The organism is Halorubrum xinjiangense (assembly GCF_049604745.1).
GTDB lineage: Archaea > Halobacteriota > Halobacteria > Halobacteriales > Haloferacaceae > Halorubrum > Halorubrum xinjiangense_A.
Map to the genome: position 1 here is coordinate 1830313 of NZ_CP187140.1, position 15847 is coordinate 1846159.

The following is a 15847-nucleotide window of genomic DNA, read 5'->3' on the forward strand; positions in this document are numbered from 1 at the left end:
CGGACTCGCCGCGCGTTACGGGCTGCCGGGTGCGCCTTCCATCACCGCGAAGTCCTCGCCGTCGCGGTCGATACCGATGACCGCCCAGTCGTAGGGAGGTTTCGAGGAGACGAGCCGTTCCTGGAGATCGCCGGCGCGGTCGCGCCACGTGACGAAACACCGGAGCCGCGCCGCGTCGCCCCCGTCTGCGAGATACGGGTCGAGCTCGTCGTCATCCATGCACAGCACCGTCACGAACACGCGCCGCCACTTGCGTTCCGCGACGAACTCTCGTCCGCCGTCGGAGACGGTGTATCCCAGTTCGCGGAAGACGTCTCTGGCCTCGGTCGTCGGGGGGATGCTCGCAGTGGCCATCTACCTCGAAGTTCGGCACCATCCGTGATAAAGTTTCTCACGATTTCGCTCGTGGAGAATCGGACGCACCGCCCGGAATTGTACAGAGAACCGCAAGAGCGGCTCGTCGCCGCGAGCCCACTCGCCGCCGAAGGCGCGCTCACGGCCGGCTCCCACCCGCCGCCGGCGGCTTACTCGTGGGCCGCGTCCCACTCGTCCGGCTTCCGGAGGTTGCCGCACTCGGTACACTGGATCCGGCCCATCGTGTCCATCGCGGTGTCGAACGACTCACAGTTGCCGCAGCGGAACCCCCAGCGGGACTCGCCCGCCTCGTCCTCGAACACGAGGTAGAAGGGCCCGTCCGCGCCGCGCTCGGTGCGCGACCGGTCGGTGTACACCCGCTCGCCGCTCGGCGTCGTCGACGCTTCCAGAGTCATGGCTACCGCTACCCGGCGGAGCGACTTAAGCGGCGGACTCGAAAGCGGACGAGAAGGGAGACGGCTCGGACCGCGACTCGCTACGTCCGGAACGACTCGCCGCAGCCGCACTCCGAGACGACGTTCGGGTTCTCGACCTCGAAGCCGGCCGCCTGGAGCCCGTGCTCGTAGTCGAGCGTGCTCCCGCCGATGTAGTTCTTGCTCGCGGGGTCGACGAACACGCGGAGCCCGTGGTGCTCCACGACGAGGTCGTCGTCTTCCGGTTCGGTGTCGAAGCGCATCCCGTACGACAGCCCCGCGCAGCCGCCCTGCTGGACGAACAGCCGCAGTCCGGCGATGTCGGTGTCGAGCCCCTCGCCGTCGAGGAGCGAGAGCGCCTCCTCCGCGGCGTCCGGCGTTACCTCGATCGCCGGGTCGTTCCCCTCGGTCTCGGTGTCGGCCGGTTCGGTACTCATGCGAACGCGTTCGGTACGGACACTCAAAACCCTGCCGGCGGGCCCGGGCCGCTCGGTCGGCCGTCTCGAGTATCGAAGGTCTCGCGCTCACGGCGCCTCCATGCGCTCACGGCGTCTCCATGCGCTCACAGCGTCTCCATGCGCTCACGGCGTCTCCGCACGGGAGCCGGGAGTCGCCGCGTCGGCGTCCGAGTCGAGGCCGGTCTCTGGGTCAGCCGCCGGATCGCGGGGGGATTCGGGATCCGGAGAGGAGGAGGAGGAGGACGCCGAGGAGGAGGACGCCCGGGAGGACGCGGCGGCCTCCGTGACCATCACGTCGCGTTTCGGGTAGGGGATCTCGATGTCGGCGTCGCCGAGCGCCACGTACAGCGCGCGGTTGAGCTCGTGTTGCGCGCGGCGTCGGCGGGTCGGGCCGTTGACCCAGCAGAGGAGCTCGTACTGGAGCGCGGAGTCGCCGAACGACCGGAAGCGAGCGCGGGGTTTCGGCGAGTCGAGGACGAGCGGCTCCGCGGCCAGAACCTCCATGGCGAGCGCCTCGAAGGCATCCACGTCGGTGCCGTAGGCGACGCCGATGGGAACTCGGATGCGCCGGCGTCGCTGGGGCGCGGACTCGTTCGTCACCTTCGCGGCGTTGAGCGCCGCGTTCGGCACCGTCACCAGCACCTCGTCGCGGGTGAGCAGCGTCGTCGAGCGCACGCCGACCTTGATCACGGTGCCGGCGGTGCCGTCATCCAAGACGATGTAATCGCCGATCTTGTAGGTGTCGTCGAAATACAGCGCGATCCCGCCGAAGAAGTTCGCCACCGTGTCCTTCGCGGCGAAGCCGACCGCGATGCCCGCGACTCCGGCCGCACCGAGCAGCGGCGTGATCTCGATGCCCCACAGCCACAGCAGGGTGCCGACGCTCCCGACCAGCACCGCGAGCGTCCACACGTTCGAGAAGACGGGCGCGAAGTCGAACCGGCCGCCCTCCTCGTTGACAGCCGCGACAAGCCGGTTCACGGCGGTGTTGGCCGCGTATGCCCAGACGAGGACGATCACCGACAGCGACGGCCGCCCGAACACCGCGTCGAGCAGCCGCGGCTCCACGATCACCGACGCCCGCACCGCGGGGACCTGCGTGAGAACGAACACGCCGGCGAGCGCGGCGGTGACGACGAGCGGCGCCCGCAGCGAGGAGATGACGATGTCGTCGTACGCGGAGTCGGTGGTCGAGACGACCCGTCGAGCGACTCGCAGGACGACGAACTCCATCCCCACGGCGGCGACGATCGACACTGCGAGGACCGCGACGGTCGCCTCGACCGCCGAGAACCCCTCGAACAGCGCCGCGAGCGACGGTATCATGCCTTCGAGACGACGCTGTGCGAGATAACCGTTTCTGCGGGGGAGGCGTCGCTCACCGAGTCACGGCGTCGTCTCGACGAGGCCGACCAGCTCGCGGAGGCTCCCGATCTCGACGGTCGGCTCGACGTCGAGGTCGCGGGACGCGTTGTGGTCGCGTCTGAGGAACGCGCTGTCGAGTCCGGCGCGCTCGGCGGCGATCACGTCGGTCGCGCGGTCCCCGACGTAGACGCCGCCCGTCGCGTCCAGCGCGTCGAGCGCCTCGTTCAGGTAGTGCGGGTCCGGCTTACGGCGCCGGAACCCCTCTGGACCGAGGTCGCGGCCGCGGACGAACGAGAACGCGTCGAGCCGGAAGTGGTCAACGACGAACTCGACGGTCGGGTGGTGGTTGTTACTCACGAGCGCGAGCGGCGCGCGGTCGGCCAGCGCGTCGAGCGCGTCGATGTCGCGGTGGAGGCGCCGCATCCCGGCCGACAGGCGCTCAATGGCGCGTGTCGCGGTCCGCTCCTCTCGCGCGCGGAAGAGCTCCGGAGGGTCGACACCGAGTTCCTCGCAGGCGGCCCGGAACTCGTCGTCGTAAGTGGCGCGCACCAGGGCCCGCCGAAGCGACCCCGAGGCGGTCAGCCCGCGGTCGTCGAGGGCGTTGTCGAGCGCGCGCGAGCGGATCGCGGGGTCGGTCCCCCTGCCTTGGAGAACCACGCCGTCCATGTCGAGGAGGACCGCCTCGCCGTCGTCGACGGCGCTCATCGCGTCATCCGCCGTGCGGACGCGGAGAGGGCCTCGCTGGCGAGCACGACACCGAGGATCACGATCAGGATCATGGAGACGGACTGCCAGGCGAAGGCGTTGACCGCGCGGAACAGTTGGACGCCAATCCCCCCGGCGCCGACGAACCCGAGGATCGTCGAGTCGCGGACGTTGATGTCCCAGCGGTAGACGCTGAGGCCGACGAGCGCGGGCTTCACCTGCGGGGCGATGCCGTACAGCAGCACCTGCGTCGGGGAGGCGCCCGCGGCGCGCACCGCCTCGACCTGCCCGAAGTCGATCTCCTCTATCTCCTCGCCCAGCAACTTTCCGAGGAAGCCGACGGACCGGAAGGCGATGGCGACCGCGCCGGCGAGGGGACCGCTGCCGAACACCACGACGAAGATCAGCGCCCAGATGATCGTGTTCACCGACCGGCTCACGGTGACGATCAGTTTTCCGAGCCAGTAGGTGGCCGCGTTCGGCGTCGTGTTCTCCGCCGCGAGCAGCGCGACCGGGAGCGCGAGCACCAGGGCGCCGAGCGTCCCGAGCGCCGCGATGTGGAGCGTCTCGACGAGCGGGTTCACGATCTCCGGCGTGTACGCCAGGTCGGGCGGGTACATCCGCGTGAGGAGGTCGCGGATCTCGCGCGGGACAGTATCGACGTTCGTGATCCCCATGTCGAGGAAGCGCCACGAGGCGACGAAGACGGAGAGCGCGGCGAGCACCCCGACGAACCGACCGATCCGGCGGCGCCGGTCGAACCGCCGCCACGAGCGCGCGGCGTCGACCTCGCTCATTGGTACCTCCGTCTGACGACCGCGCTGACCCCCTCCGCGACGAGGACGACCGCGATGATCGCCACGAGGATGGCGGAGACGTACTGGTAGGAGTACCGGTTGAACGCGGTGAGCAGCACGGAGCCGATCCCCCCGGCGCCGACGATCCCGACGACCGTCGAGGTGCGGATGTTGATGTCCCAGCGGTACACCGACAGGCCCGCGAACCGCGGGATTATCTGCGGGATGACGCCGTACGCCAGCGTCTGGACCGGCGAGGCGCCCGTCGCGCGGACCGCGTCGACGCTCCCCATATCGATGTCCTCTAAGTCCTCCGCGAGCAGTTTCGCGAAGAAGCCGACCGTCTTGAACGTGATCGTGATGATGCCGGCGAGCGGGCCGAGCCCGACCGCCTTCACGACGAGGATGGCGACGATGATCGCGTTGAGCGCCCGCGACAGCGAGATGAACCCGCGGTTGAGGTAGTACAGCGGCTTCGGCGAGAGGTTCTCGGCGGCCATGAACGCGACCGGGACGCTGATCGCGATCCCAGTGACCGTCGATATCATCGCCATGGCGACGCTCTCGACCATCTTGTCGACGATCCGCTGCGCCTGTCGCGGGGTCGCCTCCGGCGGGAAGAAGTCGCCCAGCAGCGTCGCTCCCCGACCGATCCCACGGGCGATCCGCGCCGGGTCGGCGCCGATCCCCCACGCCGACCAGAGGAAGAAACCGACGACCGCGAGGTACGCCGCCCACTTGAACTCCCGGCGGCCGAACGCCGTCGGTCGCCGCCAGGTGCGCCGTTCCGTCGCCATCTCAGGAACCACCCGAGGTCGTCCTGTCCGGGGCGCGACCGTCCGCCGAGACGACGCCGTCCCGGACGACCGCGTCGTTCGCGGCGTCGTCACTGGTCGCGCCGTCGGTCACCGTCGCGTCGCTCCCGGCCGCGGTCGAGTCGCGCGATTCCGGCGGGTCGCCGCCGCGGTACACGCGGTCGAGCGCGTCGTCGCCGAGTTCGTTCGTGGCCCCCTCGAAGACGACCTCGCCGTCGTGGAGTCCGACGATCCGGTCGGCGTGCTCGATCGCGAGGTCCACCTCGTGGATGTTGATCAGCACGGGCACCCCGCGCTCGGCGGCGATCTCCGTGAGGAGCCGCATCACCGTGTTCGACGTCTCGGGATCGAGGCTGGAGGTCGGCTCGTCGACGAGGAGGATCTTGGGCTGTTGAACGACCGCGCGGGCGATGCCGACGCGCTGGCGCTGGCCGCCCGACAGCTCGTCGACGCGCTTGTTCTCCATGTCACCGAGGCCGACGCGTTCGAGGATCTCGTAGGCGCGCTCGACGTCCTCGGGCGGGAAGTCCCGGCGGAACGCGCGCCACGCGGAGACGTACCCGAGCCGCCCGGTCAACACGTTCTCCATCACGGTGAGCCGCTCGACCAGGTTGTACTCCTGGAATATCATCCCGATGTCGCGGCGCGCCTCGCGGAGGCCGTCGTCGTCGAGCGCGGTCAGGTCGGTGCCGTCGAGTTCGACCGTCCCGGCGGTCGGCTCCGTGAGCCGGTTGACGCACCTGATGAAGGTGCTCTTCCCGGCACCGCTCGGGCCGATCATCGCGGTCGTCTCGCTGCCGCCGACCGAGAGGTCGACGCCCCTCAGCGCCTCGTCGCCGCTCTCGTAGGTCTTCCGCAGGTCGGTTACGTCGAGCGTCATCTCACTCGCTCAGCGCGCCCTGCGTGTACTCGACGCCGTTGTACCGCTGGATGACCATGATGTCGTACCAGTGCCGGCGGTACTCGATGGGGACGTACTCCTCGTACCCGGTCCGCTCGGCGTACGCCGTGTCGGCGAAGTCGGAGTCGAGCCACGCGTTCCGGATCCCCTCCTGGATGTCGGGATGGAGGTTGTAGCGGTACGCGACCGGCCCGTTGGGGAACGGGTCCGACGCCCAGACGACTTTGAAGTCGTCGAAACTCAGGTTGCTGTCGGCCTCGACCGTGTCGAGGAAGCAGGTCGAACAGATCGGGCCGGCGTCGTAGTCGCCGGCCGCGATGCCCCGGGTGGTCTGGGAGTGACCTCCCGAGAAGTTGACCTCGTAATCCTCGTCAGCCGTCACGTCGAAATACTGGTCGAACAGCGCGGATGGGGCCTGGTGGCCGGAGTTGGACGCCGGCTCCGCGTGGGCCATCCGCACGTCGTCGTCCGCGAAGTCCTCGACGCTCTGGATGCCGTCGGCGTCGGCCCGCGTCGTCGCGAACAGCCGGTAGCCGAACGAGCCGTCCGGCGCGATGCCGGCGGCGAACGGAACCGCGCCACAGAGGTTGACCGCGAAGCACGTCGTCCCCGTGGAGAAGTTCGCGATGTGGGCGCGCTCGGAGCGCATCGCCTCCACTGAGGCGGCGTAGCTGTTGACGCGGTTGTACTCGACGGGAAGACCCGTCTCCTCCTCGATGCGGTCGAAGACGGCCTGGAAGTCCTCCTCGTAGCGGCCCTGGACGTCCTCGCTCGGGCTCTCGGTGAACACGAGCGTGTCGGGTTCGAGCCACTCGCTCTCGTCGTCCGGCGTCTCCCGGACCGGCTCGCCGTGCGGGACCTCGTCGACCTCGCGACTCCCCATGCTCTCGAGGTCCGCGCGGCTCCCGCGCTCGTATCCCGCGTCGATGAGGGGCGTCGAGCGATAGTTGTTTTCCTCCCAGTTCGGGCTCTCAGGGTCGAACGCGCTCGCCTCCGCCAGCAGCGGGTCGCCGGACTCCCCGGAACCCCCGTCGCCCGAGGCCGAGTTCGTGCCGCTGGAGGCGCCGCCTCCTCCGGAGCCGCCGTCGCCGCCGGTCCCCCCGGAACAGCCCGCAAGTCCGGTGATCGCGGCCGCGCCGCCGGCCACGAGGAACCGCCGTCTGGAGCTCGATTCGCGCCGTCCGCCGGTGTCGTCCACCATTACGGGTAGACAGGCCGTTTTCCGGGGTAAGAAGGCTGCTATGAGCCGAATATGGCCGATGGTACCGGCACGTGTCCGTCCCGAGCGGAACGTACCGTTCGGACCGCTACGAGAGGAATTGTGACATATAAATCGGTACATATCGCTCCGGAGACGGATCCCGGGGCGAGACGAGATCCGGCGGACAGAGACGAGGTCGAGCAGTGGATAGAGACGAGATCGGCCGGCGGGCGAACGGCCGCTCGGCCTATTCGAACCGCTTCCGTACGCTCTCGGCGTGCGCCTCCAGCCCCTCGGCCTCCGCAAGCGTCGTGATCGTGTCGGAGAGGTCGTCGAGGGCGTCGCGGTCGAGCCGCTGGACCGTCGACGACCGGAGGAAGGTGTCGACGGAGAGCCCGCCGTACCGCTTCGCGCCGCCGTTCGTCGGCAGCACGTGGTTCGTCCCGGCCGCGTAGTCGCCCGCGGCGACCGGCGAGTACGGCCCGAGGAACACCGAGCCGGCGTTGGTGATCCGATCGAGGAGCGCCTCGTCGTCGTCGGCCACGATCGAGAGGTGTTCCGCGGCGTACTCCTCGGCGAACAGCACGGCCTCGGGCATCGAGCGCGCGTGAAGGACGCCGGACGCGTCGTTGTCGAGCGCGGCCCGGATCGTCTCCTCGCGCTCGCGCTCGGCCGCCTGCGCGTCGACCACCTCGGCGACCGCCTCGGCGAGGGCGGCGTCGTCGGTGACCGCGACGACCGACGCGTTCGGGTCGTGTTCGGCCTGCGCGACGAGGTCGGCCGCGACGAGGTCCGGGTCGGCGGTCTCGTCCGCGAGGACGAGCACCTCGCTCGGCCCGGCGAGGAAGTCGATCTCGACGTCTCCCTGGACGATCGACTTGGCCGCGGTGACCCACTTGTTGCCCGGCCCCACAACCTTCTGGACCCGCGTCACGGTCTCCGTCCCGTAGGCGAGTGCGCCGATGGCCTGCGCGCCGCCGACCTGGTACACCGCGTCAGCGCCCGCCTCGTGGATCGCCGCGAGGGTGACCCGGTTGAGATCCTCCGCCGGCGGCGTGGCGACCGCGACGTGATCGACGCCGGCGACGTCCGCGGGGACAATCCCCATCAGCGCGCTGGAGGGGTACGCGGCCGCGCCGCCGGGCACGTACACCCCGACGCGGTCGATCGGGCGGAAGCGCCGCCCCAGCTCCCGGCCGCCGAAGTCGTCGCGCCAGTCCTCGGGGCGCTGCCGCTCGTGGAACTCGCGGACGTTCGCGGCGGCCTCCTGAACGGCGTCGAGGACCGGGTCGTCCGCGTCCGCCAGCTCGTCGTGCGCCCGCGCCGCCTCGTCCGTCACGTCGACGTTGCCGACGGCGACCCCGTCGAACTCCTCGGCGAACTCGCGGACCGCGACGTCGCCCTCCTCGCGGACCCGCTCGACGATCTCCCGCACGTCTTCGCGGACCCCCTCGACGCCAGCGTCGCGCTCGAAGAGGGCGCGACGCTCGGCCGGCGAGAGGTCCGCGACGGTTCGTACGTCCATACGCGCTGTCGGGGACGGCGGGGCAAGGGCGTTCCGACTCGGCCGAAGCGCGAAATCCGGGCGACTCAGCCGAACGGCGCGAGCCGAGCGACTCGGCCCGCCGTCGACTCACCCCAGCCGACGGATCCCGGTCACGTCGAGGACGGCGAGGACGACGAGCGCGGCTAAGAGCGCGGCCGCCGCGAAGAGGACCGGTGCCGACACGGCGACCTCGTAGGGCGCCACCAGCCGGGTCACACCGCGAAGGAGGAAGGAGACGAACACGAGGCCGAAGGCGGCGACAGCGAGCGAGACGAACCGGGAGCGGTCCACGGCCGCTCAGTCCGTCTGCGGAACGCCCGTCCCGTGCGGGCCGTGCCCGTGGCGGTCGCGGCGGGGCTCGAAGTCGGTACACATGTCGTAGAACACCGCTTCGGGGTCCTTGTTCCACTGCCACTTCCAGCGCGTGCGGACGAGCAGCGACAGCTTCCGGGTGAGCGACAGCTCGGGGGTGGCCGAGACGGTGTCGTAGTCGCGGTTCCGGATGAGGCGGTGGTGGTCGACGTACAGCACCGCCGAGAGCAGCACCGCGAGCTGGCAGTCCTCGGGGAGGTACTTGATCCCCGCGACGCCCTCCTCGTAGAGCCGCTCGGTGCGGGCCATCTCCTCGCGGATCGCGGCCGCGACGCTGTCGTCGAACTCCAACTCGAGGATCTGCTCCTCGCTCACGCCGTGGCGCCGGAGCGTCTCCAAGGGGAGGTAGATCCGGTCGCGCTCGACGACGTCCTCGCGGACGTCCCGGAGGAAGTTCGTCATCTGGAACGCCTCGCCGAGCTTCGTGGCGTGCGGGAGCGCCTCGGCCTCCTCCTCCGGATCGAGGTCCATGATGGCCGTCATCATCCGCCCGACTGCGGCCGCGGAGCCGTCCATGTACGCCTCCAGGTCCGCGTAGGTCTCGTAGCGGTCGGTGTCGATGTCGCTCGCCATCGCGTCCACGAACGAGTGGACATCCTCGTCGGGGATGTCGTTGCGTTCGCACACCTCGGCGAACGCCTCTAAGACGGGGTCGTCGGTCGGCTCCTCGCCGAGCGCGGCGGCCCGGAGCCGGTCGAGTTCCGCGCGCTGCTCGGCGGGCGTTCCGGTGTCCTCGGCGTCGACGACCTCGTCGGCGATACGGAAGAAGCCGTACAGCACGTACGTCGGATGGCGGATCCGCTGGGGCAGCAGCCGGGTGGCGACGTGGAACGTCTTCCCGGTGCGGCGCTGGATCCGCTTGCTCCGGGCAACCTGTTTTTGCTCTACCATGCTGACCTCGGAAGGTCGGCGTGGAGGGTCACGTACGGGTCGCCCATCATGGAAGAAAGGTCGGCCTCCAAGAACATAACAGTTCGCACGACCCAGTCTGGTTCTCGGTCACCCCTGTTAATTCCCGCGGCTCCCGGAGGGCGCGGAGCGGAACCGAGCTCAGTAGAAGGTGTCGCTACAGTCGTAGACGACGCCGTGCGCCGGGCAGACGTACTTGCAGTGCCGGTGGTACATCGGCGTCTCACAGACCGGGCACGGGCGGCCGCCGTCGTTCCCCGATTCGTCGCTCACGGCGGGGCTATGCGCCCGATAGTCAAAACACTGTCCGACGGGCGAGCCGGCGCGACACCTGACCAGTCAGCCGTCCGGAGTCGGTCGGTCCCGAAATCGATCAGCTGTCGGCCAAGCGGTCGTAGACTGACCGAGCCACCCGCTCCTCGCCGAACGGGAGCGTCAACACGCCCTCCCAGTCCGACCCGGTGAGCGCGTCGACGGTCTCCCGGTCGAGTTCGACGCGCCGCACCTCGGTCCCGTCGAGCGTCATCGACACCACGAACGCCGCCGGGTCGTCGGTCGCGCCGGCCTCGTCGAGCCGGGTCCGGAACGAGTCGACGCCCGCGTCGGGGAGCACGACCTGAACGAGGTATTCGCCCTCCTCCGCGAAGACGCCCTTGACGCGGTCGAGGTCGCTCGCGTCGAACAGGGGCGCGTCCGTCCCGTCGTCGCTGGTCAGCCGCGCCTCGAACGGCGCGTCCGGGTCGACCGCGGCCGATTCGGGGCCGTCGTCGGCCTCCTCCGAACCCCCGCCAGCCGGTCCCGCACCGCCGCCGAGCCCGCCGACCGTCTCGCCGTCCGTCACCGTCGCCGCGCCCGCGAAGCCGACGGCGCCGACCGCGCAGACCGCGCCGAGGCCGCCGAGCACGCCCCGCCGAGAGATGTCCATACCTCGCGGTTCCGGCGAGCGGTAAAAAGGGTTACACGCCGATTTCCGCGCGCGATAATTACGGAAATCCGGAACGTTCGCCGTCGGTGAGAGTCCGCGACCGTGCGGACGGTGACGGGTCGGCCGCGACTACCGTCGGCCGCGACTACCCGGACGCGAACGCGACCTCGTCGCGGGTCGCCGTCTCGCCGAACAGCCAGTCGGCGTGGTCGACGGCGTACTCGCGGTGCTCCTCGGTGATGTAGCCGAGCGCGTCCTCAACGACGACCGGGCGGTAGTCCCGGAGCCCCGCGCTGCCGGCGGTGTGGAGGACGCAGACGTTCGCGAGCGTCCCGCAGATCAACAGGTCGTCGACCCCGTGCGCGTCGAGGTACCCCTCCAGATCGGTCTGATAGAAGGCGTCGTAGGTGTGCTTCTCGACGACGTGGTCGTCGTCGCGCACGTCGAGGTCGTCGACGAGTTCGGCGTCCCACGACCCCTCGACGACGTGTTCGCCCCACCGGTCGAACTCGTCGTAGTAGTGGGTCTCGTCGAACTGCTCGGGCGGGTGGACGTCGCGGGTGTAGACCACGCTCGCGCCGGCCTCGCGGGCGCGGTCGACGAGCGCCGTTACGGGCTCGACGGCCGCCTCGCTCGGCTCGGCGTAGAGGCTCCCGTCCGGGTGACAGAACCCGTTTTGCATGTCGACGACGACCACCGCGGTTGCTGTCGGATCGAACGCCATACCGGCGGTTACCGCCCGGCGGTCAAAAACCGTCGCCCCCTTGCGGGACGGCGACGGGCGTGTGGCGCCCGACCGCCGCCGCGAGGCGTCGACCCGCGCCGAAAAATCCGCCGGCCGCGGCGCCGAAGGAACCGACAAACTACTTACCGGCGCGTCCGATACGGTCCATATGCGACGGGTTCTCACCCTCTCGACCGCGGCCGCGGCCGTCGCCGCGGTCGCCGTCCTGTGTGTCGCCCTCACCGCCGGCGTCGCCGCCGCTCCGGACGCCGGTGCGGTCCCCGCCGCGTCCGGCAGCGGACCGATCGCACCGGGCGCGACGCCCTCCGCGTCGGCCGACGAGTGCGGGACCGGCGACGGCACCGAGCTGGTGGGCTGCTGGAACGGGACCCACTACGAGGAGTCGGTCGACTTCGAGGAGACAGACGGACTCAACGAGACGCAGCTGGAGGCCCTGACCGACCTCACGATGGCCCGGGTCGAACACGTCCGACAGCGCCCCTTCAAGGAGGACGTCCCGGTCGAGACGGTCACCCGGAGCGAGTACGCCAACGACACCGCGGGCGGCAACAGCTCCGAGGCGTTCCGGCGCTGGAACGACGGGGTGTGGGAGGCGCTGTTCGTCGTCGGCGACGAGACGGACGCCAACGAGGAGATCGACTCGGTGTTCGGCGGCGCAGTCTCCGGCTTCTACTCGCCGTCCCAGGACCGGATCGTCATCGTCGTCCCCGACGGCGAGTCCCCCGACATCGACCCCTCGACGCTCGCACACGAGCTGCTCCACGCGATGCAAGACCAGTACCACGACCTCACCGACCCGCGCTACGTCGGCGCGACGCAGGACGGCGACCTCGCGGTCGACGGGATCGTCGAGGGGGAGGCGGTCCACGTCGAGGAGCGCTACGCGGCCCGCTGCGCGGATAACTGGACCTGCGCCGAGGCCCCCGAGAGCGACGGGGGCGGCGGCGACGGCGCCGACTTCAACTTCGGCATCCTCCAGACCGTCCTCCAGCCGTACGGCGACGGCGCGCTGTACGTCCGCGAACTTCGCGACGAGGGCGGGTGGGCGGCCGTCAACGAGACGATGAACGACCCGCCGGAGTCGACGGCGGAGGTCATCCACCGGGAGCCCGACTACGAGGAGGGCAACGTCACGTTCGAGGACGCGGCGACCGGCGGCTGGGAGACCTACCCGGACCAGGGCGTCGACGGCGCGGAGACGGCGGGCGAGGCGTCGATGTTCGTGATGTTCTGGTACCAGAGCCTGGAGTACCGGCACGCCGTGTTAGAGCCCGGCGCGACCGTCCGGCAGAACGTCCGGATCCACCTCGACGCGGAGGCCCAGCTCGAGACGCGCGCGACCTACAACTACGCGCACCCGGTGACAGCCGGGTGGGCCGGCGACGAGCTGTATCCCTACCGGAACGGCGACCGCGACGGCTACGTCTGGGCGACCGAGTGGCAGACCGAGTCGGACGCCGCCGCGTTCCGCGACGCCTACGTGCGGATGCTGACCGCGCACGGCGACGGCGAGTACGCGCAGGGGTCCGTGTACGAGATCGGTTCGGAGAGCGACTTCCCCGGCGCGTACGGCGTCGAGCGCGACGGGACGAGCGTGACGATAACGCACGCGCCCTCCCCGGAGGGCGTCCTCGAACTCCGCCCAGACGCCGACCTCACGCTCCCGGACGCCGACGGGGACGACGGCGACGACGGAAGCGACGGCGGAGCCGACGACGGCAACAGCACCGACGACGACACCGACGACGGCGACGGTACCGACGACGATAGCGGGAGCGACGGTACCGACGGTGGAAACGGAAGCGGTGACACCGACGACAGCACGCCTGGATTCGGCGTCGCGGCGGCGCTCGTCGCCATCGTCGCGGCGCTCGGACTGTTCGCTCGGAGAGCCGCGTGAACTGACCCGCTGGGAGATCGGCACGCCCCGCCGCGACACGGGTGGCTTTTCGTCCCCGCGGCCGAACCGTCGGGCATGAGCGAGTTCGACATCGTCGACGCGGCCGCGGTCCGGGAGGGGCGCGCGACCGACGCGTACTTCGAGCGGACCGAGGCGGCGCTGGAGGCGGCCGGGCGGAACCCCCGCGTGGTCGCCGAGGTGACCGCGGACCAGTTCCCGGACGGGGAGTTCGAGCTGTTCACCGGTCTCGGCAACGCCGTCGAGCTGCTCGCCGGCCGCGACGTCGACGTCGACGCGGTCCCGGAGGGCCGGCTGTTCGACGGCGGCCCGGTGATGCGGATCGAGGGGCCGTACCTCGCGTTCGCGCGGCTGGAGACGTCGCTCCTGGGCTTCCTCTCGCACGCGTCCGGCATGGCGACGGCGGCGCTCGACTGCCGGGTAGCCGCCCCTGAGTCGCAGATACTCTCCTTCGGCGCGCGCCACGTCCACCCCGCGATGACCGCGGCGGTCGAGCGCTCCGCGCTGGTGGGCGGGTTCGACGGCTTCTCGCACGTCGCCGCCGGCGAGCTGATCGGTCGGGAGGCGTCCGGGACGATGCCGCACGCGCTCGCCATCTGCTTCGGGCGCGGAGAGCAGGAGGCCGCCTGGCGCGCCTACGACGAGGGCGTCCCCGCTGACGCGCCCCGGATCGCGCTGTGTGACACCTACTCCGACGAGGTCGACGAGGTGCTCCGCGCGGTCGAGACGCTCGGCGACGACCTCGACGGCGTCCGCCTTGACACGACCGGCTCCCGGCGCGGCGACTTCCGGCACATCATCCGGGAGGTCCAGTGGGAACTCGACGCGCGCGGCCACGAGGACGTCGACGTGTACGTCTCCGGCGGGCTCGGCCCCGCGGACCTCCGCGGCCTGCGCGACGTCGTCGACGGGTTCGGCGTCGGCGGGTACGTCTCGAACGCGGACCCGGTCGACTTCGCGCTCGACATCGTCGCCGTCGACGGCGAGCCGGCGGCCAAGCGGGGGAAGCTCTCGGGCGCGAAGGACGTCTACCGCACCGCCGACGGCGCCCACGCGGTCGGGCTCGCGGACCGCTCGGGTCCTGAGGGCGCTGAGTCGCTCTTCGAGCCCGTGATCCGCGACGGGGAGGTCGTCGCCGAGGACGCGTTCGACCTGTCGGCGGCGACGGAGCGGGCGCTCGCGGACGCGGAGGCGGTCGGGTATAGAACGGACGGGCAGGCGAACGGCGATTCGGCGCAGTAAGAGTCGCGTACCTGACTACAGCTCTTCGACGGCGCCGCCGTCGGCGCGCTCTCGGAACACCTGGCCCTCGATGAGCGTCACCATCGTGTCCTCCTCCTGCCACGCGGTCGGCGAGAGCTTCGCCTTGCGGCAGGTGCGCGAGAGGAACTCCGCGGCCGACCAGCCGTTCTCGACGGGGACCGTCGGGTAGAGCCAGCCGTGGGCGTTGCCGCTGTCGACGGCGACGCCGTGGGTGCCGACCTTGAGATCCTCGGCGGGGTCGTTTGTGAGGACGGTGTTGGAGACGACGAACACGGAGACGGTGATGTTGTCGAGCTCCTTCGGCTCCACCTCGGAGCCGCAGGAGTCGCCCGAGGCCGCCTTGATGGCGGCCTCGACGATGGCGTGTCCGAGCTGGTCGGAGGTGTCCCACGCGCCGGCGCAGCCGCGGAGGCGACCGCGGCCCCGAGTTGATTCGAGTCGGACGAAGGCGCCGGTGCGAGCGTAAAACGCCTCTCGCATGCTGCCGGGCTGTTCGCGTTGCCCGTGTCGGACGAACGACTCGACCGCCTCCCGCGCGAGTTCGACCGCTCGTGCACCGTCGTCGTACGACAGCTGAACGGTCTGAGCCTCGGACATGAGAGTCTATTACAGTTCTGACGACTTGAACGCTTCCCTTACACGCCGCGCTCGCGGCGTCTCTCCCGAAAGCCGTCGCTACCGGGCCCGGAGACCCACCGAAGACCCGCCGAAGATCCGCCCGAAGACCCGCCCGAAGACGCCGTCGACCGAACCGCTTATTCGCCGGCGGGCGGTAGGACAGAGCGGACAGAGGGAGCCCGACTCCCGTGCCATTGGCATGAGGAAAGTCCCCCCACCGGCCGGACGGGCGACCGGGCACACGCCCGGAGTCGGAGACGGCTGGCTCTGGAACAGCAACGACACCCCCCGCCCCGACCGATGATCTGCGCGAACCGACCCGCAAGGGAAGGGAGTTAACCCGGAGAGGGCACGTGGGTTTGCCACGTTAGCGTGGCTTTACCACGTTACAGACGGGCGGGAACGGATGGAACGGCGAATCCTCGCCGGTGCAAGTCCGCGCCACAAGGTAGTCCGGCCACGGCGCGGACGCTCAGCCGAATGTCGGGACGAACCGAAGGGGGCTTACTCCCCTCAGTCCG

The 15847-nt window shown here is 70.3% G+C and carries 18 protein-coding genes and 1 other RNA gene; 3 read left to right on the forward strand and 16 right to left on the reverse strand.

All coding sequences use genetic code 11. The annotated features are described in order from the left end of the window. Positions 1 to 15: 15 nt before the first annotated feature. The 15 genes from ACOZ35_RS10450 to ACOZ35_RS10520 all read right to left on the reverse strand — a co-directional run bounded on the left by ACOZ35_RS10450 (position 16) and on the right by ACOZ35_RS10520 (position 11506). Positions 16 to 354, reverse strand: coding sequence for a DUF7116 family protein (locus ACOZ35_RS10450; RefSeq protein WP_424013531.1), 339 nt, complete (start codon positions 352 to 354; stop codon positions 16 to 18). Positions 355 to 524: 170 nt separating this feature from the next. After that, positions 525 to 770, reverse strand: a complete 246-nt coding sequence (locus ACOZ35_RS10455; protein ID WP_424013532.1) for a DUF5816 domain-containing protein — start codon at positions 768 to 770, stop codon at positions 525 to 527. An 80-nt stretch (positions 771 to 850) separates the two neighbouring features. After that, complete coding sequence (locus ACOZ35_RS10460; protein WP_424013533.1) at positions 851 to 1225, reverse strand: HesB/IscA family protein; 375 nt, start codon at positions 1223 to 1225, stop codon at positions 851 to 853. Positions 1226 to 1369: 144 nt separating this feature from the next. After that, complete coding sequence (locus ACOZ35_RS10465) at positions 1370 to 2572, reverse strand: mechanosensitive ion channel family protein (RefSeq protein WP_424013534.1); 1203 nt, start codon at positions 2570 to 2572, stop codon at positions 1370 to 1372. Between the two features lie 60 nt (positions 2573 to 2632). Further along, positions 2633 to 3316 (reverse strand): HAD family hydrolase, encoded by a 684-nt coding sequence (locus ACOZ35_RS10470; RefSeq protein ID WP_424013535.1) that lies wholly within the window; start codon positions 3314 to 3316, stop codon positions 2633 to 2635. Next, positions 3313 to 4113: a phosphonate ABC transporter, permease protein PhnE gene (gene phnE, locus ACOZ35_RS10475; protein WP_424013536.1), complete on the reverse strand. Its 801-nt coding sequence runs from the start codon at positions 4111 to 4113 to the stop codon at positions 3313 to 3315. Before phnE (ACOZ35_RS10475) ends, ACOZ35_RS10470 begins: the two co-directional genes overlap by 4 nt. Then, the gene (phnE, locus tag ACOZ35_RS10480; RefSeq protein WP_424013537.1) at positions 4110 to 4910 is read right to left on the reverse strand and encodes a phosphonate ABC transporter, permease protein PhnE; all 801 of its coding nucleotides are present in this window, start codon (positions 4908 to 4910) and stop codon (positions 4110 to 4112) included. The genes phnE (ACOZ35_RS10475) and phnE (ACOZ35_RS10480) overlap by 4 nt, the downstream gene beginning before the upstream one ends. 1 nt (position 4911) lies before the next feature. Then, positions 4912 to 5808 (reverse strand): phosphonate ABC transporter ATP-binding protein, encoded by an 897-nt coding sequence (phnC, locus tag ACOZ35_RS10485; protein WP_159369563.1) that lies wholly within the window; start codon positions 5806 to 5808, stop codon positions 4912 to 4914. 1 nt (position 5809) lies between these two features. Continuing rightward, positions 5810 to 7030 (reverse strand): phosphate/phosphite/phosphonate ABC transporter substrate-binding protein, encoded by a 1221-nt coding sequence (gene phnD, locus ACOZ35_RS10490; RefSeq protein WP_424013538.1) that lies wholly within the window; start codon positions 7028 to 7030, stop codon positions 5810 to 5812. Between the two features lie 247 nt (positions 7031 to 7277). Then, positions 7278 to 8555: a histidinol dehydrogenase gene (gene hisD, locus ACOZ35_RS10495; protein ID WP_424013539.1), complete on the reverse strand. Its 1278-nt coding sequence runs from the start codon at positions 8553 to 8555 to the stop codon at positions 7278 to 7280. A 108-nt stretch (positions 8556 to 8663) separates the two neighbouring features. After that, a complete protein-coding gene (locus ACOZ35_RS10500) occupies positions 8664 to 8867 on the reverse strand; it encodes a hypothetical protein (protein WP_424013540.1) in 204 nt (67 codons plus the stop codon). A gap of 6 nt (positions 8868 to 8873) precedes the next feature. After that, positions 8874 to 9839 (reverse strand): phytoene/squalene synthase family protein, encoded by a 966-nt coding sequence (locus tag ACOZ35_RS10505; protein WP_424013541.1) that lies wholly within the window; start codon positions 9837 to 9839, stop codon positions 8874 to 8876. Between the two features lie 159 nt (positions 9840 to 9998). Continuing rightward, positions 9999 to 10130: an HVO_2523 family zinc finger protein gene (locus ACOZ35_RS10510; protein ID WP_008441020.1), complete on the reverse strand. Its 132-nt coding sequence runs from the start codon at positions 10128 to 10130 to the stop codon at positions 9999 to 10001. 100 nt (positions 10131 to 10230) lie between these two features. Beyond that, on the reverse strand, positions 10231 to 10782 hold the full coding sequence (locus ACOZ35_RS10515) for a hypothetical protein (RefSeq protein WP_424013542.1): 552 nt from the start codon (positions 10780 to 10782) through the stop codon (positions 10231 to 10233). A 145-nt stretch (positions 10783 to 10927) separates the two neighbouring features. After that, positions 10928 to 11506 carry a cysteine hydrolase family protein gene (locus tag ACOZ35_RS10520; RefSeq protein ID WP_424013543.1) on the reverse strand — a complete coding sequence of 193 codons (579 nt, stop codon included), beginning with the start codon at positions 11504 to 11506 and terminating at the stop codon, positions 10928 to 10930. Positions 11507 to 11675: 169 nt separating this feature from the next. Here ACOZ35_RS10520 and ACOZ35_RS10525 point away from each other — a divergent pair, with 169 nt between their 5' ends. Next, entirely contained in the window at positions 11676 to 13427 is a 1752-nt protein-coding gene (locus ACOZ35_RS10525) for an Hvo_1808 family surface protein (RefSeq protein ID WP_424013544.1), read from the forward strand. Positions 13428 to 13502: 75 nt separating this feature from the next. After that, positions 13503 to 14687, forward strand: a complete 1185-nt coding sequence (locus ACOZ35_RS10530; RefSeq protein ID WP_424013545.1) for a nicotinate phosphoribosyltransferase — start codon at positions 13503 to 13505, stop codon at positions 14685 to 14687. Between the two features lie 15 nt (positions 14688 to 14702). On the opposite strand, the gene ACOZ35_RS10535 is transcribed toward ACOZ35_RS10530, so the two are convergent. After that, a complete protein-coding gene (locus ACOZ35_RS10535) occupies positions 14703 to 15305 on the reverse strand; it encodes a TIGR00296 family protein (RefSeq protein ID WP_424013546.1) in 603 nt (200 codons plus the stop codon). Positions 15306 to 15493: 188 nt separating this feature from the next. Here ACOZ35_RS10535 and rnpB point away from each other — a divergent pair. Continuing rightward, an RNA gene (rnpB, locus tag ACOZ35_RS10540) (RNase P RNA component) lies at positions 15494 to 15845 on the forward strand. Positions 15846 to 15847 lie beyond the last annotated feature (2 nt).